The organism is Pseudomonas sp. S150 (genome assembly GCF_004526365.1).
In the GTDB taxonomy this organism is placed as follows: Bacteria; Pseudomonadota; Gammaproteobacteria; order Pseudomonadales; family Pseudomonadaceae; genus Aquipseudomonas; species Aquipseudomonas putida_A.
This window is the reverse complement of record NZ_CP038207.1, coordinates 5,404,388-5,428,737: the sequence shown is the minus strand read 5'-3', so window position 1 is coordinate 5,428,737 and position 24,350 is coordinate 5,404,388. Positions and strand designations below refer to the sequence as shown.

At 61.7% G+C, this 24,350-nt stretch carries 23 protein-coding genes; 12 read left to right on the top strand and 11 right to left on the bottom strand.

The features are described 5' to 3' along the window. The first annotated feature begins 83 nt into the window (after positions 1 to 83). Positions 84 to 968 carry a helix-turn-helix domain-containing protein gene (locus E3Z29_RS25170; protein WP_007964041.1) on the top strand — a complete coding sequence of 295 codons (885 nt, stop codon included), beginning with the start codon at positions 84 to 86 and terminating at the stop codon, positions 966 to 968. A gap of 136 nt (positions 969 to 1,104) precedes the next feature. Here E3Z29_RS25170 and E3Z29_RS29485 read toward each other — a convergent pair whose 3' ends face one another. Together E3Z29_RS29485 and E3Z29_RS25160 are read right to left on the bottom strand one after the other, a co-directional pair. Beyond that, positions 1,105 to 1,281, bottom strand: a complete 177-nt coding sequence (locus tag E3Z29_RS29485; protein WP_007964044.1) for a hypothetical protein — start codon at positions 1,279 to 1,281, stop codon at positions 1,105 to 1,107. Positions 1,282 to 1,481: 200 nt separating this feature from the next. Continuing rightward, entirely contained in the window at positions 1,482 to 2,387 is a 906-nt protein-coding gene (locus E3Z29_RS25160) for a LysR family transcriptional regulator (RefSeq protein WP_209318218.1), read from the bottom strand. A 114-nt stretch (positions 2,388 to 2,501) separates the two neighbouring features. Between E3Z29_RS25160 and E3Z29_RS25155 the strand changes: the two genes are divergently transcribed. Together E3Z29_RS25155 and E3Z29_RS25150 are read left to right on the top strand one after the other, a co-directional pair. Further along, positions 2,502 to 3,380: an MBL fold metallo-hydrolase gene (locus tag E3Z29_RS25155; protein ID WP_134787211.1), complete on the top strand. Its 879-nt coding sequence runs from the start codon at positions 2,502 to 2,504 to the stop codon at positions 3,378 to 3,380. A 220-nt stretch (positions 3,381 to 3,600) separates the two neighbouring features. Beyond that, a complete protein-coding gene (locus E3Z29_RS25150) occupies positions 3,601 to 4,215 on the top strand; it encodes an NAD(P)-dependent oxidoreductase (RefSeq protein WP_134787210.1) in 615 nt (204 codons plus the stop codon). A gap of 196 nt (positions 4,216 to 4,411) precedes the next feature. Here the strand turns inward: E3Z29_RS25150 and E3Z29_RS25145 are convergent, their stop codons facing one another. Beyond that, positions 4,412 to 5,293: a LysR substrate-binding domain-containing protein gene (locus E3Z29_RS25145; RefSeq protein WP_134787209.1), complete on the bottom strand. Its 882-nt coding sequence runs from the start codon at positions 5,291 to 5,293 to the stop codon at positions 4,412 to 4,414. Positions 5,294 to 5,523: 230 nt separating this feature from the next. Here E3Z29_RS25145 and E3Z29_RS25140 point away from each other — a divergent pair, with 230 nt between their 5' ends. The 6 genes from E3Z29_RS25140 to E3Z29_RS25115 all read left to right on the top strand — a co-directional run bounded on the left by E3Z29_RS25140 (position 5,524) and on the right by E3Z29_RS25115 (position 13,002). Continuing rightward, positions 5,524 to 7,161 carry a 5-guanidino-2-oxopentanoate decarboxylase gene (locus tag E3Z29_RS25140; protein ID WP_134787208.1) on the top strand — a complete coding sequence of 546 codons (1,638 nt, stop codon included), beginning with the start codon at positions 5,524 to 5,526 and terminating at the stop codon, positions 7,159 to 7,161. Beyond that, complete coding sequence (locus tag E3Z29_RS25135; protein WP_134787207.1) at positions 7,158 to 8,609, top strand: aldehyde dehydrogenase family protein; 1,452 nt, start codon at positions 7,158 to 7,160, stop codon at positions 8,607 to 8,609. The genes E3Z29_RS25140 and E3Z29_RS25135 overlap by 4 nt, the downstream gene beginning before the upstream one ends. Positions 8,610 to 8,826: 217 nt before the next feature. Beyond that, positions 8,827 to 9,936: an ABC transporter substrate-binding protein gene (locus E3Z29_RS25130; protein WP_134787206.1), complete on the top strand. Its 1,110-nt coding sequence runs from the start codon at positions 8,827 to 8,829 to the stop codon at positions 9,934 to 9,936. Between the two features lie 243 nt (positions 9,937 to 10,179). Further along, a complete protein-coding gene (locus E3Z29_RS25125; RefSeq protein ID WP_134787205.1) occupies positions 10,180 to 11,088 on the top strand; it encodes an ABC transporter permease in 909 nt (302 codons plus the stop codon). Then, positions 11,085 to 11,933, top strand: a complete 849-nt coding sequence (locus E3Z29_RS25120; protein WP_095668437.1) for an ABC transporter permease — start codon at positions 11,085 to 11,087, stop codon at positions 11,931 to 11,933. Before E3Z29_RS25125 ends, E3Z29_RS25120 begins: the two co-directional genes overlap by 4 nt. Before the next feature lie 13 nt (positions 11,934 to 11,946). After that, the gene (locus E3Z29_RS25115; RefSeq protein ID WP_097085997.1) at positions 11,947 to 13,002 is read left to right on the top strand and encodes an ABC transporter ATP-binding protein; all 1,056 of its coding nucleotides are present in this window, start codon (positions 11,947 to 11,949) and stop codon (positions 13,000 to 13,002) included. A gap of 125 nt (positions 13,003 to 13,127) precedes the next feature. On the opposite strand, the gene E3Z29_RS25110 is transcribed toward E3Z29_RS25115, so the two are convergent. Next, entirely contained in the window at positions 13,128 to 14,057 is a 930-nt protein-coding gene (locus E3Z29_RS25110; protein ID WP_134787204.1) for an AraC family transcriptional regulator, read from the bottom strand. Between the two features lie 338 nt (positions 14,058 to 14,395). Between E3Z29_RS25110 and E3Z29_RS25105 the strand changes: the two genes are divergently transcribed. Both E3Z29_RS25105 and E3Z29_RS25100 read left to right on the top strand, forming a co-directional pair. After that, complete coding sequence (locus E3Z29_RS25105; protein WP_095136993.1) at positions 14,396 to 14,749, top strand: antibiotic biosynthesis monooxygenase family protein; 354 nt, start codon at positions 14,396 to 14,398, stop codon at positions 14,747 to 14,749. 43 nt (positions 14,750 to 14,792) lie between these two features. Continuing rightward, positions 14,793 to 15,035, top strand: a complete 243-nt coding sequence (locus tag E3Z29_RS25100; RefSeq protein ID WP_103486312.1) for a hypothetical protein — start codon at positions 14,793 to 14,795, stop codon at positions 15,033 to 15,035. A gap of 6 nt (positions 15,036 to 15,041) precedes the next feature. Here the strand turns inward: E3Z29_RS25100 and E3Z29_RS25095 are convergent, their stop codons facing one another. Then, positions 15,042 to 15,671, bottom strand: a complete 630-nt coding sequence (locus E3Z29_RS25095) for a flavin reductase family protein (protein ID WP_095136994.1) — start codon at positions 15,669 to 15,671, stop codon at positions 15,042 to 15,044. A gap of 260 nt (positions 15,672 to 15,931) precedes the next feature. Then, a complete protein-coding gene (locus tag E3Z29_RS25090; RefSeq protein ID WP_134787203.1) occupies positions 15,932 to 16,294 on the bottom strand; it encodes a heme utilization protein in 363 nt (120 codons plus the stop codon). Between the two features lie 343 nt (positions 16,295 to 16,637). Between E3Z29_RS25090 and E3Z29_RS25085 the strand changes: the two genes are divergently transcribed. Next, complete coding sequence (locus E3Z29_RS25085; protein ID WP_098965314.1) at positions 16,638 to 17,396, top strand: hypothetical protein; 759 nt, start codon at positions 16,638 to 16,640, stop codon at positions 17,394 to 17,396. Positions 17,397 to 17,526: 130 nt separating this feature from the next. Here E3Z29_RS25085 and E3Z29_RS25080 read toward each other — a convergent pair whose 3' ends face one another. The 5 genes from E3Z29_RS25080 to E3Z29_RS25060 form a co-directional block, all read right to left on the bottom strand. Continuing rightward, entirely contained in the window at positions 17,527 to 18,846 is a 1,320-nt protein-coding gene (locus tag E3Z29_RS25080; protein ID WP_007965880.1) for an MFS transporter, read from the bottom strand. A gap of 321 nt (positions 18,847 to 19,167) precedes the next feature. Next, the gene (locus E3Z29_RS25075; protein ID WP_096795108.1) at positions 19,168 to 20,499 is read right to left on the bottom strand and encodes a sigma-54 dependent transcriptional regulator; all 1,332 of its coding nucleotides are present in this window, start codon (positions 20,497 to 20,499) and stop codon (positions 19,168 to 19,170) included. Beyond that, positions 20,499 to 22,259, bottom strand: coding sequence for an ATP-binding protein (locus tag E3Z29_RS25070; protein ID WP_027612502.1), 1,761 nt, complete (start codon positions 22,257 to 22,259; stop codon positions 20,499 to 20,501). Before E3Z29_RS25070 ends, E3Z29_RS25075 begins: the two co-directional genes overlap by 1 nt. A gap of 78 nt (positions 22,260 to 22,337) precedes the next feature. Continuing rightward, complete coding sequence (locus tag E3Z29_RS25065) at positions 22,338 to 22,532, bottom strand: hypothetical protein (protein ID WP_027612503.1); 195 nt, start codon at positions 22,530 to 22,532, stop codon at positions 22,338 to 22,340. Positions 22,533 to 22,711: 179 nt separating this feature from the next. Next, complete coding sequence (locus E3Z29_RS25060) at positions 22,712 to 24,235, bottom strand: fumarate hydratase (RefSeq protein WP_027612504.1); 1,524 nt, start codon at positions 24,233 to 24,235, stop codon at positions 22,712 to 22,714. Between the last annotated feature and the right edge of the window lie 115 nt (positions 24,236 to 24,350).

Sequence of the window (24,350 nt, the reverse complement as noted above, 5' to 3'; positions counted from 1 at the left end):
GAAGGTGAAAACTGAGCCGATACCTGTACATTCTGCCAATCGGTGCGATTATCGCCCGCAACCTCGAGGCCTGGATTGAAGTGATGAACAAGCCTGACCTGCCTTCGATTCCGGTGTTCAAGCTCTACGGTGAAAGCCTGGACTGGCCGACCCCTGACTTGCTGCACTGTGAAACCATTTCCAAACGCAGCCGCGAACATCAATGGGAAATCAAACCCCACCGCCACGCCGATTTGTGCCAGTTGCTCTTCGTCTTCAAAGGTCAGGCAGAGCTTGAAATCGAAGGTCAACGCACGCAGCTCAACCAACCCGCGATTCAAGTCCTGCCACCGTTGTCGGTGCATGGCTTTCGCTTTTCCGAGGACGTCGAAGGATTTGTCGTTACCCTCGCCAATCCGCTGATCAATCACCTGCAGGCGCAACTGGGCAGTTCGGTGCACGCACTGGCCCAGGCCGAGCACTACCCGGCGGGCAAGGACGCGGAGTACCTGAACAGTCTGTTTTCAGCGTTGCAGGCCGAGTACAACGGCCATCAACCCGCGCGGGAAATGCTCATGCATTCGCTGGTCAGCGTGATCATGGTCTGGGTCAGCCGTCAGGCACTCGTGCGCCATAACGCCAGCCAGCGGCCGCAACGCCAGCGCGAATACCTCAACGGGTTCATTCAATTGGTGGAGGAGACGTACCGCCAGCATGTGAAGGTCGAAGACCTGGCCCATCGTCTGGGGATTTCGGTATCACACCTCAACGGCACCTGCCGGGAACTGGCTGGGCAGCCAGCGCTGCAGATCATGCACGAACGCCAGTTACTGGAAGCCAAACGTTTGCTGACCTACACCAGCATGACCATTTACGAGATGTCGGAGTTGTTAGGGTTTTCCGATCCGACCAACTTCACGCGCCTGTTCCGGCGCAGGGTGGGGATATCGCCAAAGGCCTTCCGCGACCGGCTGAAGGCCGAGCAGTGATCCTGTAAACCTGGCGATATCCTGTGGGAGGGGGCTTGCTCCCGAAAGCGGTCTATCAGTTTGCATCAATGCTGAATGACACACCGCATTCGGGAGCAAGCCCCCTCCCACAGGATCGCACTGCAACTCAGGTCAATCAGCGCAACGCATTGAGCGTCGCGTTATGCGGAATACAGCGCTCGAAATTGCAGCTGGCGTATTCGCGCGGCAGTTGTCGCAGTTGCTCGACCCGCCAGGCCGCGGTGCCGTACAGCGCCAGCGTGGCAGCGCAGGTGATGAAAATCGCGAAGTACCTTCTTGTTCTGATGTTCATGGCGTAGACCTCTGAACGCATACCCTGCGGTATTACTTTCAGCATAGGTCAGCGGCATAGAGTTGCCAGCCACGGATTCGGCCTATGTGACATCCCCCTGTGGGAGCGGGCTTGCTCGCGAAGGCGTGGTGTCAGTCGATGAGAATCCAGACTGATACACCGCCTTCGCGAGCAAGCCCGCTCCCACAGGGGCATCGGATTTACAGGCCCATATCCCATTCGGGATTTTCCGGGAATCGTTCGACGAGAAAATCCAGCATGCTGCGCAGCGCCGCCGGCATATGCTTGCGTGAGGCGTACACCGCGTAGATGTTCATCTGCCGTGGCTCGGCACCCGGCAGCAGGCGCACCAGTTCCCCGGCATGCACATGCACCCCGGCCTGATAGGTCGGCAGCATCGCCACGCCGGCACCGGCCAGGGTGGCACGCAGCAGGGTGCTGGCCTCGTTGGCGCTGATGTTGCCCTGCACCGGCACCGACACGGGCTCGCCGTCCTCCTCGAAATGCCACAGGCTCTTGCCGAAGTAGGAGTGGGTGAGGCAGTTGTGTCGGCTCAGGTCCTCGACCCGTTGCGGTGGCGGGTTGTCGCGCAAATAAGCCGGTGCGGCGCAGACCACCGAGCGGCACACGGTCAGGCGCCGGGCGATCAGGTTCGGATCGAGGTCATTGCTGGTGCGGATCGCCAGATCGATGCGCTCATCCACCAGATTCACCGTGCGGTCGAGCATCTGCAGATCGATGCTGACCCCGGGGTAACGTTTGACGTACGCCGCCATCGCATCGGCCAGTTGCGCCTGGCCGAACGAGGTACTGACGCTGATACGCAGCAGTCCGCGCGGTGCCTCGTCGGGTTCGCTGACGGCGGCCTGCATGTCGGTCGAGAGTTCGAGCATCTGCCGACAGCGCGGCAGGATTTCGCTGCCGGCGGCAGTCAGGCTCAATTTGCGTGTGGTGCGGTGCATCAGGCGCGCGCCGACCCAGTCTTCCAGCTCCGCCAGATAGCGCGACACCACTGGCCGTGACAGGTCCAGATGATCGGCTGCCGCCGACTGGCTGCCCAGATCGACCACTGTGACAAACACCCGCATTGCTTGAAGACGATCCATGATTTGCCCGCTTTCAGAAACAAACTATGTCCAAGCATCGCATTTTTTGTACCGAGTCAGGCAACTAAGCTCTGTCCCATCGCCAAACACGGCATTCGGACCACGGAGCAACAGATGATCGGCTTCACTACCCTCAAGCGCGTTTTGCTGGCCACCGCCACCCTCGGTTTCGCAGCCCACGCCGCTGCCGCCAATCTGACCCTGGATGTCTACAACCCGGGCACCCACGCGATTTTCCCGGTGACTTCGGTGCTGGTCAGCGGCGAGAAAGACGCGATTCTGGTCGATGCACAATTCGGCAAGGCCCAGGCCGAGCAGGTGGTGGAGAAGATCCGCGCCAGCGGCAAGCACCTGACCACCATTTACATCAGCCACGGTGACCCGGATTACTACTTCGGCCTCGACACCCTGACCCAGGCCTTCCCCGACGCCGAAGTGCTGGCCTCGCAGCCGACCGTGGATCACATCAACAAAACCGTCGCCGGCAAACTCGCCTTCTGGGGCCCGAAAATGGGCGCCGACGTACCGGCTAAAACCATCGTGCCGGGCGTGCTCAAGGGCGACAGCCTGATGCTCGAAGGGCAGAAGTTGCAGGTGGTCGGTCTTGAAGGCAAACAACCGGATCGCAGCTTCGTGTGGATTCCGTCGCTCAAGGCCGTGGTCGGTGGCGTCGTGGTCGCCGAGAACATACATGTGTGGATGGCTGATACCCAGACCGCGCAATCCCACGCCGACTGGCTGCAAACCCTGCACTCGATCGAAACCCTGAAGCCGAAAACCGTGGTGCCGGGTCACTACCTGGGCGAGAGCAGCCGCTCGCTGGCCAGCGTGAAATTCACCGCCGACTACATTAAGGCTTTCGATGAAGAAACCGCCAAGGCCAAGGATTCCGCCGCACTGATCAAGGCCATGCAGAAGCGCTACCCGAAACTCGGCGAAGAAAGTTCGCTGGAACTGAGTGCCAAAGTCGCCAAGGGCGAGATGAAGTGGTAACCCGATTGATCTGAAACAGAGGTCGAGAGGACTTTTGTGGCGAGGGAGCTTGCTCCCGCCCGCCTGCGCAGCAGGCGCAAAACCCGCCAATACGTTGTATCTGAAACAGGCGGGGAGTGCTTCGCCCTCCAGCGGGAGCAAGCTCCCTCGCCACAGGGAATACCGCTTCAAGATTAGATTTATGCCGTCGTTGAAACTCTCAAGCCAACTGGAGAATGTCATGAGCAAGATCGCAATCATTGGTGCCACCGGCCGTGCCGGTAGCCAACTGCTGGAAGAAGCCCTGCGTCGCGGGCATAGCGTCACTGCCATCGCCCGCGACACCTCGAAGATCGGCGCGCGTGCCGGTGTGGTCAGCAAGAATGTCGATGTGCTGGATTCGGCAGCGCTGCAAGCTGCGGTGGCCGGTCACGACGTGGTGATCAGCGCCGCGCACTTCGCCACGGTATCGGCCAGCGCTCTGGTCGGCCCGGTGAAGCAGGCGGGCGTGAAGCGTCTGCTGGTGGTCGGCGGTGCCGGTTCGCTGTTGCTGCCGGACGACACCCGAGTGATCGACAGCGCCGGTTTCCCCGCTGAGTACAAAACCGAGGCCAGCGCTGGCGCGGCGTTTCTTGATGCCTTGCGTCAGGAGAAGGATCTGGACTGGACTTTCCTCTCGCCATCGGCAGAGTTCGTCGAAGGTGAGCGCACCGGTACCTTCCGCGTTGGCAAGGATCATTTGCTGTTCAGTGCTGAAGGTCGCAGCTGGATCACCTTCGCCGATTACGCGATTGCGCTGATTGACGAAGTGGAAACGCCGAAGCATTCGCGTCAGCGGTTTACGGTCGGGTATTGAGTGAATCCTCGCCCCTCACCCCAGCCCTCTCCCGGAGGGAGAGGGAGCTGACCGCGGGGGCTTGCGGTATACGTCGACCTGAGTGATCGAGTCGATTATGGATCCGGTGCCGTCCTTTCTGGTCGGTAGATTTCTTCAGCAATCTCCAATCAGTCCCCTCTCCCTCCGGGAGAGGGTTAGGGTGAGGGGAAAAGCCTCAGCGCAAATGCGCCTGTTCCACCAGCCAGATCATCAATTCCTCCAACTGCGGCGACGCTTCCCCACCCTGCGGCATCACCACGTAGTAGCCCAGCCCCGTCTTCACCTTCAGATCAAACGGCATCACCAGCCGTCCGGCGCGCAGGTCATCGCCGATCAGCGACCAGTCGCCAATCGCCACACCCGTCCCATGCGACGCCATCGACATCGCCTGATCCAGCGTCTCGAAATGCTGCCCCATGTTGACGTTGTTCAACTGCAATTCGGCGGCGGTCAGCCACACCGTCCAGTCCTGGGTGTCGCGGGTCGGATGCAGCAGCAGATGCTGTTGCAGGTCGGCCAGTTCGCTCAGCGCCGGTGGGCCTTTCAATAATGCTGGCGAGCAGACCGGTGTCAGTTGCTCATCGAACAGATGCAGCGCGGTCGAGGAGTTGTCCGGCGGCGTGCCGTAGATCACCGCCGCATCGAATTGCTCGCGCTGAAAGTCGACGCCATGGGCCAGCGTGGTGGTCAGTTTGACCGGCACGTCCGGGCGTTCCTTTTGCCATTGCAGCAGGCGCGGCACCAGCCAGCGCATCACGCAGCTGGGCGCCTTGAGTTGCAGGGTTTGCCGCTTGCGCCCGATCTGCTCGGTGGCCTCGCTGATCAGGCCGAAGATCTTTTCCACCCGTGGCAGCCATTCGCGTCCTTCGGCGGTCAGTTCCAGGCCTCGGGCCAGACGGATGAACAACTCATACCCCAGATGAGCTTCCAGCCCGGCAATCTGCCGGCTCACCGCGCCCTGAGTGATGTGCAACTGCTCGGCCGCCCGGGTGAAGTTGCAGCACTGCGCAGTAATCAGAAACGTGTGCAGGGCGGGCAGGGGAGGCAGTCGTTTCATGTGGATCCAAGGTATGACGTGAGGACATGGCTAGTATGACTTTTAATCGATTGTTGCCGCTACCTGCCGCCCGTTCAATGAGCTCATCGAAGGGGCCCTTTGTAGGAGTGAGCCTGCTCGCGATAGCGGTGTGTCAGTCACCGTAATGTTGAATGTGAAGACGCCATCGCGAGCAGGCTCACTCCTACACAAAGGCCTTGTGTCTCAAACGAACAAGAAGGGCAATCGACATGGCGACGTGTGGCGAAGTACTGGTCAAGTTACTCGAGGATTACGGGGTCGAGCAGGTGTTCGGCATCCCCGGGGTGCACACCGTGGAGCTGTATCGCGGGCTGGCCCGTTCGAGCATCAACCACGTCACTCCACGGCATGAACAGGGCGCCGGTTTCATGGCTGACGGCTATGCGCGCACCAGCGGCAAACCGGGTGTGTGCTTCATTATTACCGGCCCAGGCATGACCAACATCACCACCGCGATGGGCCAGGCCTACGCCGACTCGATCCCGATGCTGGTGATCTCCAGCGTGCAGACCCGCAGCCAGTTGGGTGGCGGTCGCGGCAAGCTCCACGAGTTGCCGAACCAGAGCGCGCTGGTCGGCGGCGTCGCGGCGTTCTCCCACACCCTGATGTCGGCGGCGGAATTGCCCGGCGTGCTGGCCCGTGCTTTCGCACTGTTTCAGGCCGGGCGTCCGCGTCCGGTGCACATCGAGATTCCGCTGGATGTTTTGGTAGAAGAGGCTGATGAGCTGCTCGCCAGCGTTCCGGTGCACATCGACCGCGCCGGGGCTGCACCGGCTGCAGTACGGCGCATGACTGAGTTGCTGGCCGGCGCTCGGCGTCCGCTGATTCTCGCCGGTGGCGGCGCCATCGATGCCGCCGCCGAACTGACTGAGCTGGCCGAGCTGCTCGACGCCCCGGTGGCGCTGACCATCAACGCCAAAGGCATGTTGCCCTCCAGCCATCCGCTGCTGATCGGCTCGACGCAAAGCCTGGTCGCCACTCGCGCACTGGTCGCCGATGCCGACGTGGTGCTGGCGATCGGCACTGAACTGGCCGAAACCGATTACGACGTGACCTTCGCCGGCGGCTTTGAAATCCCCGGCAAGTTGCTGCGCATCGACATCGACGCCGATCAGACCGTGCGCAACTATCCGCCGCACGTGGCCTTGGTCGCCGACTCGCGCAACGCCGCACAAGCGCTGCTCGGCGCACTGTCGCAGCAGGCGCTGGCCGAGCGGCGTAACGATTGGGGCCAGGTGCGGGCAGCGCGTCTGCGCGATGAACTGGCCGCGACCTGGGATGCGCCAACCCTGGCCCAGACCCGTTTTCTGGAAACCGTGCTGCACGAATTGCCGGACGCAGTGTTCGTTGGCGACTCCACGCAACCGGTGTACACCGGCAACCTCACGTTCAACCCGGAACGTCCACGGCGCTGGTTCAACTCGTCCACCGGTTACGGCACCCTCGGTTACGCCCTGCCGGCGGCGATTGGCGCGTGGCTCGGTGGCGGCATTGAGGACGGCGCTCGTCCGCCAGTGGTGTGCCTGATCGGCGACGGCGGCTTGCAGTTCACCCTGCCGGAACTGGCCAGCGCGGTTGAAGCGCGTACGCCGGTGATCATCCTGCTGTGGAATAACCAGGGTTACGAAGAGATCAAAAAATACATGGTCAACCGCGCCATCGAACCGGTCGGCGTCGATATCTACACCCCGGATTTCATCGGCGTGGCCAAGGCCCTGGGCTGCGCCGCCGAGGCGATCAGCTCGGTCGAACAATTGCGCGGCGCGCTGCGTGCTGCCACCGATCGTCAGGGCCCGACCGTGATCGAAATCGACCAGAGCCAATGGATGCAGGCGGTGGCCCAATGATCAATTTCCCAACCACACTCGATGGCCTGTACATCAACGGTCAATGGTCGGCCGGGCGTGAACACCTGCGGGTGATCAATCCGGCCACCGAAGCACTGCTGACCACGGTCAATGGCGGCGATGAAAGCGCGGTCGATCTGGCCGTCAGCGCGGCCACTGAAGCGTTCAAGCGCTGGTCGAAAACCAGCGGTGCCGAGCGCGGTGCGATCCTGCGCAACATCGCCAATGGCGTGCGCAACGGCCGCGATCATCTGATGAAGCTGCAGTCGAGCAACAACGGCAAACCGCAATTCGAAGCGGCGATCGACGTCGATGATGTGATCGCCACGTTCGAGTATTACGCCGAATTGGCCGAAGGCCTCGACGCACAACTCGACAGCAACGTGGCGCTGCCCAGCGATGACTTCAGCGCGCGTCTGCGTCGTGAACCGTGCGGTGTGGTCGGGCTGATCGTGCCGTGGAATTTCCCGATGGTCACCACCGCGTGGAAACTTGCGCCTGCCTTGGCCGCCGGTTGCTGCGTGGTGCTCAAGCCGTCGGAAGTCACGCCGCTGCCGGAGCTGGAACTGGCGGCGATCATTGCCGAGTCCGGCTTGCCCGACGGTGTGTTCAACCTGGTCTGCGGCACCGGTCTGGCGGTCGGTGCGCCGCTGTCGGCGGACCCGCGCATCGCCAAGATTTCCTTCACCGGCAGCAACGCCGTCGGTGTGCAAGTAATGCAGCGTGCCGCCGAAACGGTGAAGGGCGTGAGCCTGGAACTGGGTGGCAAATCTTCGTTGCTGGTGCTCGAAGACGCCGATCTGGAACTGGCGGTGGAACTGGCTTGCGGCGGCGGTTTCTTCAACGCCGGGCAAATGTGTTCGGCCACCAGCCGGGTGCTGGTCGCCGATGAGCTGGCCGATGAGTTTCTTGAGCGTCTGCAAAAGCGCGCACAAGCGATTCGCGTGGCCGATCCGTTCGACCCGGACGTGGAGATGGGCGCGCTGGTCAATCAGGCGCAATACCAGCGCGTGCTCGGCCACATCGACCGCGGTTTGAGTGCCGGGGCGAAGCTGGTGTGCGGCGGTAATCGTCCGGCGCATCTGCCACGCGGCTATTTTTTGCAGCCGACAGTGTTCACCGACGTGCCCCTCGACAGTGCGTTGTGGTGTGAAGAGATTTTCGGCCCGGTGCTCTGCGTGCGCAGTTTCAGCAGCGAAGCCGAGGCGATTGCCCTGGCCAACGACAGCCAGTTCGGGCTGGTCGCCAGTGTGGTGACGCGTAACGCCGAGACCGCCGACCGCGTCGCCAACGCCCTGCAGGCGGGGCTTGTATGGCTCAACGCGCCGCAAGTGATCTTCCCGCAGACGGCGTGGGGCGGTTACAAGCAGAGCAGCATCGGTCGTGAATTGGGGCCGTGGGGCCTGGCCGCGTTTCAGGAAATCAAACACGTGATCCGGGCGCTCTGAACGCCCGAAAACGGTGAGTGCATGCCTCGCAACGAGGCATGCGTCGGTGTCATGGCTTCGATGAGTTTTTATCGATAGTCAGGTGTATTGCACGACCTCAGGATGAACCCGTCGGCAGCGCTGCAGGCCTTTTAATACAAGGCCTGCAGCGGATCCGGCCGCGCGGATGCAACGGTTGCGACCAACCTCATACTTAAAAGAACAAAGGGAGTCCGTCATGGGCGAGCACGATCTGAACAGGCGTCAATTCATTAAAACCGTGGGCGTCGCCTCGGTAGCGGCGGCGGCCCTGAGCATGCCCTTCATCCGGGCCAGCGCCAGCGCCAGCGACACGCGGTTCGCCGTCAAGACCTTGCGTTTGCTGACCTGGTCGGATGACACCGGCCTCGCCGCACTGCGCAACATTGCCGCCACCTTCGAGGCCAAGACCGGCGCCAAGGTCATCGCCGACCGCACCGGCAGCACCTCGGAAATGGTCGCCAAACTCAAGGCCGGCGGTGACCGTCCGCAGTACGACATCATCACCCTGGCCGGGGTTGGCGCCGAAGGTCTGGCCGCCGCCGGGCTGCTGGAAAAACCCGACCTCAACCGGATTCCAAACCTGATCGACGTACCGGAAAAATACCGCACCGGCGCCAACGGGCACGGCATCGGTTACCTGCTGTGGTGCAACAGTCTGGTCTACAGCACCCGCACCCTCAAACAGGCACCGGACAGTTATGCCGCGCTGTGGGATGCCGATCTGGCGCCGAACATTTTCCTGCCGCCGCCGAACTGGACCGAGGCGATGGACCTGATCATCATCGCCGCAAAACTGGCTGGTGGTGACGAACACAACATCGAGCCGGGCTTCAAGAAACTCGCCGAGCTGAAGGAGCGCGTGGTCACCCTCGGCGAGAACCCGAACCAGATCGCCGAGCTGTTCCGCACCGGTTCCCTGGACATGGGCGGCTTGTACGCTCCGGCATTCTTCCCCAAGCAGATCCGCGATCCGAACTACGGCCTCGGTGCCACGTTCGGCATGAAGGAAGGTTTCTACACCGACCTGATGCTCTCGGTGATGCCGAAGAACCGTCCGGGCGACACCGACCTGGCCTACGCCTTCATCGACCACTCTCTCGACCCGCTGGTGCAGGGCAAGATGGCCGAAGACATCTTCAACGGCCCGGTCAACGCCAAGGCGATCATCTCCGCCGAAGCGCGCAAGAGCCCGTACATCCTCACGCCGGAGCAGATTGCCGAGAAGGCGATCATGCACGACAACGCCTTCCTGGCGACCGTGCATGACCAATGGATTCGTCGCTATACGGAAATTTTTTCTTCCTGACGCCGGCCTCCCGAACACCACGGGCCCCCTGTGGGAGCGAGTCCTGTGGTGAGGGGATTTATCCCCGATGGGCAGCGTAGCTGCCCCAAGATCAGCAAATACGGTGCATCAAATGTACCGCGCACGATGGTTTTGCGACTGCTTCGCAGCCGGTCGGGGATAAATCCCCTCACCACAAAAAATGACTCTCACAGGAGATTGAGGTGTTTGCGAGATTAGCTTTCCATTGACGAGATCATTGCTATGGAACATCAATCCCTGACCCAACCGGTTGGCGCCGCTGACGTGCGCCCGGCGCGCGGTATTTCACCGACCGCCCGGGCGTGGTTTTTCCTCACGCCGTCGATGCTGTTTCTCGGTGTGCTGATCGCGGCCAGCCTGCTGGTGCTGCGCATGAGCGTCGGCACTAAAGGCGCGGAATGGAGCGGGTTCAGCCTCGCCAGCTACGCGCAATTGCTCGAACCCTACTATCTGAAATCGCTGCTGCTGACCCTGCGTCTGGCGCTGATCAGCGCAGTGATCGCGGTGCTGCTGGCGATCCCGGTGGCGTACACCATGTCACGGCTGACCTCGCCGTTCGTGCGGCGGATCTTCCTTGCCGCAGTGTTGCTGCCGCTGCTGGTCAACCTGCTGCTGCAAAGCTACGGCTGGCTGGTGATTCTCGGCCCGGGCGGGATGCTCAACCAGACGCTGATAGGCCTGGGCCTGATCAAGCGCCCGATCATGCTGCTGTACAACCAGAACGGCGTGCTGATGGGGCTGGTGCAGACCGCGTTCCCATTGGCCGTGCTGCCGATTGCCAGCGCCATGCGCGGTGTTGCGCGTACCTACGAAGAGGCGGCGGCGACACTGGGCGCCAGTCGTTTTCAGGTGTTCCGTCAGGTGGTGTTGCCGATGAGTCTGCCGGGGATCATCACCGGGGCGACGCTGGTGTTCGCCTACAACGCCAGCAGTTTTGTCGTGCCGTTGCTGCTCGGTGGCCGCCGTGTGCCGATGCTCGCGGTGATGGTGCATGACCAGATCGCGCCGCTGATGAACTGGCCCGCGGCATCCGCTGCCGGGGTGGTGCTGATCGTCGCCACGCTGGCGATCATGACTTTGTCCGAATACATCACCGGCCGTCGTCGGCGTCTGCTGGAGGCTTCGCAATGAGTACCCTGATCAACAAGCGCATGGCGCTGCTGCCTGGCGACACCGGCAAGTTCGCCGGAATCCTCTCCGGGTTCATTCTGCTGCTGGCGGTGTTGCCGATCCTGACCATGATCGTCATGTCGTTCAGCGGTGCGTCGAACCTCGACTTCCCGCCGAGCAGCTACAGCCTGCAATGGTACAAGGCGGCCTGGCACACCTTCGTCTCGCCAGACGCCAGCGACGTGCTGAGTCTCGGTCAGGCCATGGCTACCAGCCTGCTGGTGTCGTGCCTGACCATGGTTTTCGCCACGCTGATCGCGGTGCCTGCCGCCTATGCGCTGACCCGTTGCGAGTTCCGTGGCAAAGCCGTGGCGCTGCAACTGATGTCGCTGCCGCTGGTGTTTCCGATGGTGGTGTTGGGACTGGCGTTGCTGCTGGTGTTCGACAGCCTGCCGTTCCACCTGACCACTTCGCGGCTAGTGATTGCTCACGTGATTCTGGCGCTGCCGTTCGTGGTGAAAAACTGCACCGCCGCGATGCTCTCCATCGGCAGCGAAGTCGAAGAGGCGGCGCGGATGCTCGGCGCTTCACCGCTGCGGGCGATTGTCGACGTGGTGGTGCCGTTGATGAAGTCGGGGATTCTGGCGGGAATGCTGCTGGCGTTCATCGTCTCGTTCAACGAATTCACCGTCACCTATTTCCTCTACACCATCGACGTCATGACCGTGCCGATCTGGATGTACAGCCGCACCGTGTCATCGCTCGACCCTACCGTGTTCTCGTTTGCCGTGCTGATCGTACTGATCGACTTCGTCCTGATCTGGGCGCTGGAGAAGCTGGTGGGCGAGGGCGGCGTTTCCTTTTGATTTGAGGTGCAACATGACTGGTCTGATTCTGGAAAACGTCGAGAAATTCTACGGCTCGGCTTGCGCGGTACAGGACGTCAATCTGCATTTGCCGGAAGGCAAACTGGTGTGTTTTCTCGGCCCGTCGGGCTGCGGCAAAACCACCTTGCTGCGGATGATCGCCGGGCTGGAAACCCTGACCGGCGGCGAGATTCGCCTGGATGGCGAGAACATCGGCCACACCCCGGCGCACCTGCGCAACTTCGGCATGGTGTTCCAGTCGCTGGCGCTGTTCCCGCACATGACCGTCGGCGAGAACATCGCCTACCCGCTGAAACTGCGCGGCGTGAGCAAGGCCGAGCAGCAGGCGCGGGTGGTGGAATTGCTGGAGTTGATTCAGTTGCAGGCGATGATCGACCGACCGGTGGCGAAACTCTCCGGCGGGCAACGGCAGCGGGTGGCGATTGCCCGGGCCATCGCCTCGCGGCCGAAAATCCTCCTGCTCGACGAACCGTTGTCGGCGCTGGACGCCAAGCTGCGCGAGTCGATGCAGGTGGAAATACGTCAACTGCAACAGCGCTTGAACATCACCACGATCATGGTCACCCACGACCAGCGCGAAGCCATGACCATGGCCGACATCGTCGTGGTGCTGGGCGAGCACAAGGTGCAGCAGGTAGGCACACCGATCGAAATCTATCGGCACCCGGCCAACGAGTTCGTCGCCGACTTCATCGGTTCGGGCAACATTTTTCCGGCCACGGCGCTGGGTGACGGCAAGGTCAGTTTGCCGGGCGGTGATGCGCTGCAAGTGCCGATCTGCAGCAGCATTGAAGCGGGGCAGAAGGTGAAGATGCTGATTCGACCGGAAGACCTGCAACTGTCCGCGCCACAAGCCACGGCGGGCAATCGCTTGCTCGGCAAGGTGACGTTCGTGCGCGATATCGGCGCGACCATCGAGACCACGGTGGAGTGTTCCGGGGTGACGTTCACCGCGTTGAGTACGCCGTGTCAGGGGATCGGTTTGGGGATCGGGCATCCGGTGTCGGTGACGTTGCCGAGCGAGGCGTGTCGAGTGTTGGGGGCTTGATCCGGATTTGATGGTGATCTTGCCGATGCCATCGCGAGCAGGCTCACTCCTACAGGGGAACGCATTCCAACTGTAGGAGTGAGCCTGCTCGCGATAGGGCCATAAGCCTCACCGCAGATGCCGGATCAGACCGACTGCCGCAACCGTGCCAGATCCCTTAACGGCGGCGCACCAAACAAGCGGCTGTACTCGCGGCTGAACTGCGACGGGCTTTCATAGCCCACGCGATAGCCCGCCGCCGACGCTTCCAGCCCTTCGGCCAGCATCAGGCGCCGCGCTTCCTGCAGGCGCAATTGCTTCTGATACTGCAGCGGACTCATCGCCGTCATCGCCTTGAAACGGTGATGCAGGGTCGAGACGCTGAGGTTCACTTCTTTCGCCAGATCATCAATGCGCAGCGGCTGTTCGAAGTTGCCGTTGAGCCATTTGATCGCCTGGCTGATGCGGTGGCTCTGGCTGTTGGCAATCGCGATTTCATACAAGCGATGGCCCTGCGGACTGCGCAGCAGGCGATAGAGAATCTCCCGGCGAATCAGTGGCGCGAGCATGGCGATGTCTTTCGGCGCATCCAGCAGTCGCGCCAGACGCAACACCGCGTCGAGCATCGCGCTGTCGATCTTTTCCACATACAGGCCGCGCCCGGTCGGCCGGGTCGGCACGCCCATCGGCCCCGCGTCGGCGATCAGTGCGGTGATTTCCGCCGGGTCGATGTCCAGGCGCACGGCGAGAATCGGATCCTCCGGCGAGACATTCACTACCCGCCCGCTGAGCGGCATGGAGACCGAGACCACCAGGTAATTCAGCGGGTCGTAATTGAAGAACTCATCCGCCAGGCGCACCTCTTTGCGGCCCTGAGCCATGATGCACAGCGCCGGTTGCGCGAGTACCGGGGCGAATTCGTGGGATTGGGTGTGGCGCGACATGAACAGCGAGCCGATGGCGGTCGCATAACTGCCATCGTCGGTGGTGTTGCGACGGATGATCGCCGCGAGTTCTGCGCGCTGTTTTTCCATGTCGGCATCGGGCGGAGACTGGAAACGATCGAATGACGTCATGCACGGCATCCTCGGCAAGGAATCTGGAATGGGGCAGAGCATATGTTTGTGCAAGCGCCAGCGGTAGACACATCCTGTCAAATGCTTGCCTGATTCTGCATTGCATTGCCGGCGTGCCCAGTCATAGCAGGATGCAGGGCGGAAAACTTGCTTGAAACGCCGTATGACAGTGGTGTGACGCTGTTTTGCAGGTTGTTACGAGCTTTGTGTGCAGTCTCGCAGGATTGTGCAACGCAGCGGCAGGAATCGACTAACGGCACCTTGCGCCCGGCCCTTAACCTTGGATCCTGTCGCAGCCCGTCCCCCGGCTGCCACGCGACTCCCTGGGAGGGTTGAACATGTCCAAGCAGATTCCCGTCAGTCATATGGCCTTCGTTCGAGCGCGCGCCGGACGCTCCGCCGAACTGGGTGTACGCCTCAGTGCCTTGATCGAACCGTCACGCAACGCCCCCGGTTGCCTGAACTTCGCCCTGCAGCATTCGCAATGCGATCCGGACCTGTGGCTGGTCTCCGGTTTCTGGAGCCATCAACAGGCAATGACCGCGTATTTCAACAGCCCGTCGATGCAGATCTTTGCCGAATTGGTTCAGGACCTGGTGGTCAACAGCCTGGATTTCCACACCTTCAAAGAGGTGTCGGCGGCGCAGGCGCTCGGACAATGCCCGGCACCGATACACAAACTCGCCGGTTGAGGGTTTAATGTCCGGCTTATTCATCTGAGCCAGGATGTGTGCCATGGCACGTAAAGAGTTTGAACACTTCGAAGCAGTCTCCGCAGTCGTCCCCGTCGAGTTGGGCGGCAACAAGGGTTACCACGCGGCAATCGCGGTCAAGGCCCTGGTCGATGGCGGTGCGCCACGCTTCCACAAACTGCTGGGTGATCAGGTGTTCCCCGGCGCCATCGCTGCCGATGACGCGGCGACCCAGGAGCTGGACCGCCTCAAGGGTGTCACCGATGACGCCGAGCTGATCTGGTAACTGCGCTTACTTGCCCGCACCCGGGCGCCACATCTTGAACAGGGCTTCAGGCCCCAACTGGAAATAGTCCGCCGGCCCGCCGCCGCGCAGAATCGGTTCTGCCGCGGCGGTGTCGTAGATCCCGTCCTTCAACAGCCATTTGGCGATATGCACGGCGACCACTTCGCCGAGAATCAGCCAACTCGGTACGGTTTCGCCATCGGCGCGCTGCAACTGAATGATCTGCGTGACCTTGCACTCGAAGGACACCGGGCTTTCGGCTACCCGTGGTACCGCAATCACCTTCGACGCCACGGGCGTCAGCCCCGCCAGTTCAAACTCGTTGACTTCAGGCGCGACCATTGCGCAGCTCTGGTTCATCTGCTCGGCCAGCGGCCGGGTGGCGAGGTTCCAGACGAACTCGCCGGTCTGCTCGATGTTGTTCAGGCTGTCTTTGCGTCCGACGCTGGAAAAACCAATGATCGGCGGAATGTAGTTGAACGCGTTGAAGAAGCTGTAAGGCGCAAGGTTCAGCCGGCCGTGGGCATCCTGCGAAGAAATCCAGCCGATGGGGCGCGGGCCGACGATGGCGTTGAACGGATCGTGGGGCAAGCCGTGGCCGTTGGCGGGTTCGTAGAAGTGGATGTCATCGGACATGGCTGGGGGTTCCTGGAGGGCGTTTGTAGAAGGCAATAGTGCAAGTCTGAAACAGCATTTTCCAGTCACACAAAGATATTCCAGTTGATGCAATCCCCTTTGTGGCAGCGGGGTTGCTCGCGAATGCAATCTTTCAGTTGCCACAGTGGTTGACTGACCCGGCGCTTTCGCGAGCAAGCCCGCTCCCACAGGGGATATTTGCCATGCCCCATAAATGACTAAGCCCGGCCGAAGCCGGGCTGTGCGCTTTACGACTGCAATCAGCTGATCGAAGCGGATTGGGTGCGGTCGTAGCCGTCAGCGGCGAAGGCAGCCGAACCGGTGCGGTCGTAGCCGTCTTCAGCAAAGGTCGCCGAACCGGTGCGGTCGTAGCCATCCTCGGCGACAGTTGCCGAGCCAGTGCGGTCGTAACCATCGGCAGCGACGGCCGAGCCAGTGCGGTCATAACCATCGGCAGCGACAGCCGAGCCAGTGCGGTCGTAACCATCGGCAGCGACGGCCGAGCCAGTGCGGTCGTAACCATCGGCAGCGACGGCCGAGCCAGTGCGATCAAAACCGTCGGCAGCAAAGGTGTTGGCGGCCATTACGGACAAGGCGAAAGCGAGGATCAGTTTGGTTTTCATGTGAGTGACTCCAGATTCGTTGGCGGGTGTGTCTTGCATGGGTTTAATGCTACGCCAACTAAATTGATAAAAAAGCGCAAATAAATGCTAAAAACAATCGATTAACTTGATATTAAGGGCGACGCATTGAATGGGCTTCCACTGTCGGGAGCGAACGCCGCGCGGGTCATCGATCAGGTAGTGGCAGGATGCCGGGGCAGCATTAATGGGGGATTAATCGCCGTTTTTCGCGATATGACGGATTTTTCATCTGTTGCCGACCGGTTTTTCACCGGTGCGACGCCAGTCTGCCCACGGCCAGAAAACCAAGAACCGGCCGTCCCACACTGGAGCTTTGCCTGCGATGAACAAACTGCCTCAAATCACCCTGGCGTTCTGGGTCATGAAAATCTGCGCGACGACCCTGGGGGAAACCGCGGGGGACTTGCTGTCGATGACCCTCAACGTCGGGTACGCCCTCAGCTCGCTGATCCTGATCAGCGTGTTCGTACTGACGCTGATCAGCCAACTGATGGCCAAGACCTACAAGCCGCTGCTGTACTGGATCGTGATTCTGTCGACCAGCACCGCCGGCACCACCATGTCCGACTTCATGGATCGCACCCTTGAACTGGGCTACGCCACCGGATCGATGATCCTGATTGCGATTCTGTTGGCGATCTTCACGGCCTGGCGCCTGAGCGGCGACTCGTTGAACGTCAGCAAGGTGCAGACCTTCCGTGGCGAGATGTTCTACTGGATGGCGATTCTGTTTTCCAACACCCTGGGCACGGCGCTCGGTGACTACCTGGCCGATGATTCGGGCCTGGGTTTTGCCGGTGGCGCGCTGCTGATCGGCTCGACCATTGCCGTGGTCGTGGCGCTCAAATACTTCACGAAGATTTCGTCGGTGCTGTTGTTCTGGGTGGCGTTCGTGCTGACCCGGCCGTTCGGTGCGACCCTGGGCGACCTGATGACCAAGTCCCATGAAAAGGGCGGCCTGGACTTCGGCACCATCGGCTCGTCGGCGGTGCTGGCGGGGATTCTGCTGGTGATGATTGTCGGCGCGTCGTATGCGCAGAAGCGTTATGGCAAGCCAACGGTAGTTGCTGAATTGTCCTGATACCGAGTCGCCCCAATCGCGAGCAGGCTCACTCCTACAAAGGGCGGCGTACACCAATCAATGTAGGAGTGAGCCTGCTCGCGATGAGGCCATAACAGCCACCATCACAATGGCTGAACTGACTCATTCCTCAGTCAGTCACGATCCGCGAGTGTTTCTGCGTGTCTTTCATGGTGATGTACACCAGCAGCGACACCGCGATGCACGCGGTCACGTACCAGTAGTAACCGGTCTCCATGCCGATGCTCTTGAACCACAGCGCGATGTATTCGGCGGTGCCGCCGAAGATCGACACGGTCAGTGCGTACGGCAGGCCGACGCCCAGCGCGCGGATTTCGGTCGGGAACAGTTCGGCTTTCACCACGGCGTTGATCGAGGTGTAGCCGCTGACGATGATCAGTGCCGCCATGATCAGGAAGAACGCGCCCCACCAGGTCTGGATGGTGTGCAGGGTCATCAGGATCGGCACGGTGAAGATCGTCCCGAGTACGCCGAAGGCGATCAGGATCGGGCGCCGACCGATCTTGTCCGACAGGCCACCGATGATCGGTTGCAGGCACATGAACAGGAACAGCGTGGCGGCAGAAATGGTGGTCGAGTCGGAGATGCTCATGCCGACGGTATTCACCAGGTATTTCTGCATGTAGGTGGTGTAGGTGTAGAACGCCAGCGTACCGCCCATTGTCAGGCCGACCACGGTCAGCAGTTCTTTCGGGTGGCGCATCAAGGTGCGCATCGCGCTTTCCTTGGACTTCTCTTTCTTGGTGAACGACTCGGTCTCTTCCATGCCGCGACGCAGGTACAGCGCGACGATCGCGCACAGTGCGCCGATGGCGAACGGAATACGCCAGCCCCACGCGTACAGCTGTTCAGTGGTCAGCATGTTCTGCAGCACGATCAGCACGCCCAGCGCGATGAGCTGACCGGAGATCAGGGTCACGTACTGGAAGCTGGAGAAGAAGCCGCGACGTTCCCTGGTCGCCATCTCTGACAGGTAGGTGGCCGAGGTGCCGTACTCGCCGCCGACTGACAGGCCTTGCAGCAAGCGCGCGAAGACCAGCAGGATCGGCGCGCCGATGCCGATAGTTTCGTAGTTGGGGCTGAGAGCGATCAGCAAGGAGCCGAAGCACATCAGGTAGACCGAGGCCATCAGGGCTTTCTTGCGACCGACCTTGTCGGCGTACAGGCCCATCAGCCAGCCACCGATCGGACGCATCAGGAAGCCCACGGCGAAGATCGCGGCGGTGTTCATCAGTTGCGCGGTGGTGGAACCGGCGGGGAAGAAGGTCTTGGCGAAGTACAGCGAGAAAGCGGCGTAGACGTACCAGTCGTACCACTCGACCATGTTGCCGACCGAGCCGCTGAAGATCGATTTGATCCGGCTGGCGGTGGTTCTTTCTTTGGCGGGCGCGGCAGCCGACCCAAGGGGCAGGGCGTTGGAGTTATCCATTGAAGGATCCTTCGTTTAATTGTTTTTGTGGAGCGCGTTGGAACGCAGCCTGTCTGGGCTATAGCAGGAGCTGTGCCAACGGGGGGAGGGCCGGTTTAGAGGGGGCGGAAAGATTGAATGAGCGGAAATCCGCTTATGGCTGGATTGTGGTGAGCGGAAAATTGCTCATTCAGGCGGATGGATAAATGTTGCCTTTGCGGGCCTCTTCGCGGGCAAGCCCGCTCCCACAGTGGTCGGTGGTGTTCACACATTCTGTGTTCAGCACAAAACCCTGTGGGAGCGGGCTTGCTCGCGAAGAGGCCCGATCAAACACTGCAAAACTCAGCTGCCCGGAACAAACATCTCCCGACTCAACCCATGCCGCTGCAGCTTTTCATTGAAGGTCCGGCGCGGCAGTTGCAACTCTTCCAGCACCGCTTTCACATCGCCCTTGTGCCGGGTCAGCGCCGCGCGCAGGCATTGCGCTTCAAAGGCTTCCTGCTGCGCGGCGAGAGACTGGCCCGGATCGATGCCCTGCACCGGCTCATCCAGCCCCAGCACCTGGCGCTCGGCGACGTTCGCCAGTTCCCGCACGTTGCCCGGCCAGTCGTGGCTGAGCAGGTGACTCAATTGCGCCCCGCTCAACGGCGGGAAAGTGCGGCCCAGACGCTGGGCGGCGCTGAAGGCGAACGATTCGAACAGCAGCGGAATGTCTTCGCGGCGATCGCGCAGCGGCGGAAGGCGCAGCTCGGCGACGTTCAGGCGATACGCCAGGTCTTCGCGAAAACGTCCGGCCCGGGCCTCGTCCAGCAGATCAGGCTTGGTCGCGGCGACGATCCGCAGATCGACGCGAATGCTCTGGTTCGAGCCCAGGCGTTCCAGCTTCTGCTCCTGCAACACCCGCAGCAGTTTCACTTGCTGAGCCAGCGGCATGCTTTCGATTTCATCGAGAAACAGCGTGCCGCCGTCGGCGTATTCCAGTTTGCCGATGCGCTTGCCGGACGCGCCGGTGAACGCGCCACTTTCATGACCGAACAACTCGGCTTCGAACAACTGCTCGGGGATCGCCGCGCAGTTCAGCGCCACGAAGGGCTTGGCGGCGCGCGGGCCGAAATCATGCAGGCAGCGGGCGATCAGTTCCTTGCCGCTGCCGGTTTCGCCACGGATCAACACGTTGACCGGCAGCGCCGCCAGATCCAGCACTTGCCGGCGCAAGGTCTGCATGCCACGGGACACGCCGAGCAGCGTCGCATCGAGTCTGGCGCGGTGGTCGGCCTGCTCGTGCAGGGCGCGGTTTTCCAATACCAGTCGCCGCTTGTCGAGTGCCCGGCGCAGGCTGCCGAGCAGGGTTTCCGGGCTGAACGGTTTTTCCAGAAAGTCGTAGGCGCCGTCACGCATGGCTTCGACCGCCATCGGCACATCGCCGTGACCGGTCAGCAGTATCACCGGCAAATCGCTGTCACGGCGCTGCACTTCGGCCAGCAACTGCAGACCACTGAGCCCGGGCATGCGCACATCGCTGAGGATCACCCCGGGGAAGTGGCTGGGCAGTGCGGCGAGGCAATCCTCGGCGCGGCTGAACAGCTGCACCTCGAACCCCGACAGGCTCAGCCATTGCTCCACAGCGCTGCGAATGCTGCTTTCGTCATCGACCACCATCACCGAGTTGAGCATCAGATGTGTGCCTCCAGATCGATCGGCAGGGTCAGGCTGAACACCGCGCCGGCCTCGCCATTTTCAACGCTCAGACGCCCGCCGGATTCATGCACGATGGCAAAGGATACCGCCAGCCCGAGGCCGAGTCCGTCACCCACCGGTTTGGTGGTGAAGAACGGGTCAAACACCTGGTTCAGGTGCTGTTCGGCAATCCCGCCGCCATTGTCGATCACGCTCAGGCGCCACAGTTGTTCGTCCACTTCCAGGCGAATTTCCAGGCGCTTGCACGGTTTGCCCTGCATTGCATCGAGGGCATTGCGCAGCAGATTGATCAGCACCTGTTCGAGGCGTATTGCATCACCACGCACCCAGGCCGGACGCGTCAGGTGCAGCACCAGACTGACCTGTTCGTCGCGCAGGCGCGCATCGAGCAGTTGCAGCGACTGATCGACCACGGTCGCCAGATCCAACCGTTCGCGCAGGCCGCTGGGGCTTTTGCGGGCGAAGGTTTTCAGGTGGCCGGTGAGCGACGCCATGCGCGTGAGCATGTCGTCCACCGGTTTGAGCGCCTTGTACGCATCATCGACTCGGCCATGTTCGAGCAGCAGGCGCAGCGTCGCCAACTGCATGCGTTGCGCGGTCAGCGGTTGATTGATCTCGTGGGCCAGTGCGGCGGACATCTGCCCCAGCGCCGCGAGCTTGGCCGATTGCACCAGACCGTCCTGCGCGGTGCGCAGATCGCGGGTGCGTTCTTCGACCAGTTGTTCGAGTTCTTCGCGGTTGCGCTGACGGACTTTCGACAGGCGCCAGCGCTGATTGAGGAACAGCAGCAAAAACACCAACGCCAGCCACACACCCGCAGCGGCCAGCCCGGCGTTGCGCAAGTCTTCGAAGGCTACTTGCGGGCGGCGCAGCAGGTGCAGGGTCCAGCCTTCGGTGGCCAGCGGCAGCGATTCCCACAAGTAGTCCGCCGTTCCGTCCGGGCCTTCGACCCGGCGCAGGTCGCTGTTGTCGTCGAAGTGACGCAGCGACAAATGCGTCAGCGGGATCAGCGATTGTTTGTCGTACTGGCGCGTGCGCTTGATCTCGTCCATGTCGCGGCTGTCCAGTGGCCGCAACGAGCGATAGCGCCAGCCGGGCTGGTTGGCGATGAAGATGATTCCGCGTGCATCGCTGACCAGCAGCGTGTCGCTGCCCTGGCTCCATTCGCGCTCAAGCTCGGGGAACTCCAGCTTGACCACCATCGCGCCGAGGAACTCGGCATTGTCGCCGAGCACCGCGCTGGACAGAAAATAACCGGGAATGCCGCTGGTCACACCCACCGCATAAAAGCGTCCGCTGCCCTGAGTGCGGGTCTGGCTGAAGTACGGACGAAAACCGTAGTTGTGGCCGACGTAACTGCTCGGCAGGCGCCAGTTGCTGGCGGCCACCGCGAGGCCGCTGTGATCGAGCAGTTCGAGGGTCGAGGACTGCGCCGCGCCGTTGATCTGCTCCAGCTTCAGATTCAGCACATTCTGTTGTTCCGCGCCCACCGGCCCGGCCAGCGCGCTGCGCAATTGCGGGTCCAGCGCCAGCACGGCGGGCAGGGCGCGATAGCGGTCGATCAGGGTGTGCAACGAGTTGGCATACAGCGCCAATTGCTGGCTGGCGCGGGTGGCGTCTTCCTCCATCGCCTGGCGTTCGGCGTGGCGGATGGCAAGGGTCGCGGCGATGGCCGCACCGGCAATGATCAGCAGGGTGTACAACGACAAACGCAGGGTACGGGAAGTCGGCAGCATGCTGGGCTAATGGATAGAGGGACGGGCGGGCACGATAGCATGGGCCTGCCCGTCCTTCTCGTCTGACGCGTTACCTGATCAGACCGCCGTGAACCGGTGTGAGTGTGAAAGCAGCATGGTGCGGGTATAAGCCAGCTCGCCAATGATGGCTTGCGTGGCCTGTGTCAGGCTTTCGACGCTGTCACTCGAACAAACCAAACGCTTGCTGAAAGTGGCAATCGTCGAACTCTTGGCGATGGAGGGCGGGGTGATACTGAGGTCTTGATCAGCCATGAGTCACATACATTGCACAGGCGAAGACGCAGATGGATTGACGCTAACAACAATCATGGCAGCGCACACCTGTCAGATCTGACAGGTGCGCTCAAGCCCAAGGTATGTGTCGTTCTCCCAGGCATAAAAAAGGCCGGCCTGTCGTATGACGGGCCGGCCTTTTTACAGCTGCGAAACGCTTACTGCACTTCTACCGCCAGGCTTTCGGCGATCTTCTGTTGCCAGATCGCCGGGCCGGTGATGTGTACCGACTCACCGTTGCTGTCCACCGCGACGGTGACCGGCATGTCCTTGACCTCGAACTCGTAGATCGCTTCCATGCCCAGCTCGGCGAAGGCCAGCACCTTGGACTTCTTGATGGCCTGGGCCACCAGATAAGCGGCGCCGCCCACGGCCATCAGGTACACGGCCTTGTTGTCCTTGATCGCTTCGATCGCGGTCGGGCCACGCTCGGATTTGCCGATCATGCCCAGCAGGCCGGTCTGCTCAAGGATCTGACGGGTGAACTTGTCCATCCGCGTCGCGGTGGTCGGGCCAGCCGGGCCAACCACTTCGTCACCGACCGGATCAACCGGGCCGACGTAGTAGATAAAGCGACCTTTCAGATCCACCGGCAGGGTTTCACCCTTGTTCAGCATCTCGACCATGCGCTTGTGCGCCGCGTCGCGACCGGTGAGCATCTTGCCGTTGAGCAGGACGGTTTCGCCCGGCTTCCAGCTCTGCACTTCTTCCGGGGTCAGGGTGTCGAGGTTGACGCGACGGGCCGACGGGCCGGCTTCCCAGACGATTTCCGGGTAGGCGTCCAGCGATGGCGCTTCCAGCGAGGCCGGGCCAGAACCGTCGAGCACGAAGTGCGCGTGACGGGTGGCGGCGCAGTTCGGGATCATGCACACCGGCAGCGAAGCGGCGTGGGTCGGGTAGTCCATGATCTTCACGTCGAGCACGGTGGTCAGGCCACCGAGACCCTGGGCGCCGATGCCCAGCTGGTTGACCTTCTCGAACAGCTCCAGACGGATCTCTTCGATACGGTTCTGCGGGCCACGGGCTTTCAGTTCGTGAATGTCGATGGATTCCATCAACACTTCCTTGGCCATCACTGCGGCTTTCTCGGCGGTACCGCCGATACCGATGCCCAGCATGCCCGGTGGGCACCAGCCGGCGCCCATGGTCGGAACGGTCTTGAGCACCCAGTCAACGATCGAGTCGGACGGATTGAGCATGGCCATTTTCGACTTGTTCTCGGAACCGCCGCCCTTGGCCGCCACGTCCACTTCCACGGTGTTGCCCGGGACGATGGAGTAGTGGATGACTGCCGGGGTGTTGTCCTTGGTGTTTTTGCGAGCGCCCGCCGGGTCGGCGAGGATCGAGGCACGCAGGACGTTTTCCGGCAGGTTGTAGGCGCGGCGCACGCCTTCGTTGATCATGTCGTCCAGGCTCATGGTCGCGCCATCCCAACGTACGTCCATGCCCACACGCACGAACACGGTGACGATGCCGGTGTCCTGGCAGATCGGCCGGTGGCCGGTGGCGCACATGCGTGAGTTGATCAGGATCTGCGCGATCGAGTCACGGGCCGCTGGCGATTCTTCGCGCAGGTAGGCTTCGTGCATCGCCTGGATGAAATCCACGGGGTGGTAATAGGAAATGAACTGCAGGGCGTCGGCAACGCTCTGAATCAGGTCGTCTTGCTTGATCACGGTCATGAGTCGCGCTCCTCTAAAAGACGGGAACATTCAATAAGGTGCCTGCGGCTTGGGTGCATCGGTCGGTCGCAGACACCTTTCAAGGCACGCCGGGGCTGCTGGCGCGACGCTAAAA

Bases quoted from the DNA above. Each gene is read 5' to 3' on its own strand.
- E3Z29_RS25140 (WP_134787208.1), top strand. From the start codon at position 5,524: ATGGCGACGTGTGGCGAAGTACTGGTCAAGTTACTCGAGGATTACGGG.
- E3Z29_RS25115 (WP_097085997.1), top strand. From the start codon at position 11,947: ATGACTGGTCTGATTCTGGAAAACGTCGAGAAATTCTACGGCTCGGCT.
- E3Z29_RS25065 (WP_027612503.1), bottom strand. From the start codon at position 22,532: ATGGCTGATCAAGACCTCAGTATCACCCCGCCCTCCATCGCCAAGAGT.
- E3Z29_RS25095 (WP_095136994.1), bottom strand. From the start codon at position 15,671: ATGTCCGATGACATCCACTTCTACGAACCCGCCAACGGCCACGGCTTG.
- E3Z29_RS25060 (WP_027612504.1), bottom strand. From the start codon at position 24,235: ATGACCGTGATCAAGCAAGACGACCTGATTCAGAGCGTTGCCGACGCC.
- E3Z29_RS25125 (WP_134787205.1), top strand. From the start codon at position 10,180: ATGGAACATCAATCCCTGACCCAACCGGTTGGCGCCGCTGACGTGCGC.
- E3Z29_RS25155 (WP_134787211.1), top strand. From the start codon at position 2,502: ATGATCGGCTTCACTACCCTCAAGCGCGTTTTGCTGGCCACCGCCACC.
- E3Z29_RS25130 (WP_134787206.1), top strand. From the start codon at position 8,827: ATGGGCGAGCACGATCTGAACAGGCGTCAATTCATTAAAACCGTGGGC.
- E3Z29_RS25080 (WP_007965880.1), bottom strand. From the start codon at position 18,846: ATGGATAACTCCAACGCCCTGCCCCTTGGGTCGGCTGCCGCGCCCGCC.
- E3Z29_RS25150 (WP_134787210.1), top strand. From the start codon at position 3,601: ATGAGCAAGATCGCAATCATTGGTGCCACCGGCCGTGCCGGTAGCCAA.
- E3Z29_RS25070 (WP_027612502.1), bottom strand. From the start codon at position 22,259: ATGCTGCCGACTTCCCGTACCCTGCGTTTGTCGTTGTACACCCTGCTG.
- E3Z29_RS29485 (WP_007964044.1), bottom strand. From the start codon at position 1,281: ATGAACATCAGAACAAGAAGGTACTTCGCGATTTTCATCACCTGCGCT.
- E3Z29_RS25085 (WP_098965314.1), top strand. From the start codon at position 16,638: ATGAACAAACTGCCTCAAATCACCCTGGCGTTCTGGGTCATGAAAATC.
- E3Z29_RS25105 (WP_095136993.1), top strand. From the start codon at position 14,396: ATGTCCAAGCAGATTCCCGTCAGTCATATGGCCTTCGTTCGAGCGCGC.
- E3Z29_RS25160 (WP_209318218.1), bottom strand. From the start codon at position 2,387: ATGGATCGTCTTCAAGCAATGCGGGTGTTTGTCACAGTGGTCGATCTG.
- E3Z29_RS25135 (WP_134787207.1), top strand. From the start codon at position 7,158: ATGATCAATTTCCCAACCACACTCGATGGCCTGTACATCAACGGTCAA.
- E3Z29_RS25110 (WP_134787204.1), bottom strand. From the start codon at position 14,057: ATGACGTCATTCGATCGTTTCCAGTCTCCGCCCGATGCCGACATGGAA.
- E3Z29_RS25075 (WP_096795108.1), bottom strand. From the start codon at position 20,499: ATGCTCAACTCGGTGATGGTGGTCGATGACGAAAGCAGCATTCGCAGC.
- E3Z29_RS25090 (WP_134787203.1), bottom strand. From the start codon at position 16,294: ATGAAAACCAAACTGATCCTCGCTTTCGCCTTGTCCGTAATGGCCGCC.
- E3Z29_RS25120 (WP_095668437.1), top strand. From the start codon at position 11,085: ATGAGTACCCTGATCAACAAGCGCATGGCGCTGCTGCCTGGCGACACC.
- E3Z29_RS25145 (WP_134787209.1), bottom strand. From the start codon at position 5,293: ATGAAACGACTGCCTCCCCTGCCCGCCCTGCACACGTTTCTGATTACT.
- E3Z29_RS25100 (WP_103486312.1), top strand. From the start codon at position 14,793: ATGGCACGTAAAGAGTTTGAACACTTCGAAGCAGTCTCCGCAGTCGTC.
- E3Z29_RS25170 (WP_007964041.1), top strand. From the start codon at position 84: ATGAACAAGCCTGACCTGCCTTCGATTCCGGTGTTCAAGCTCTACGGT.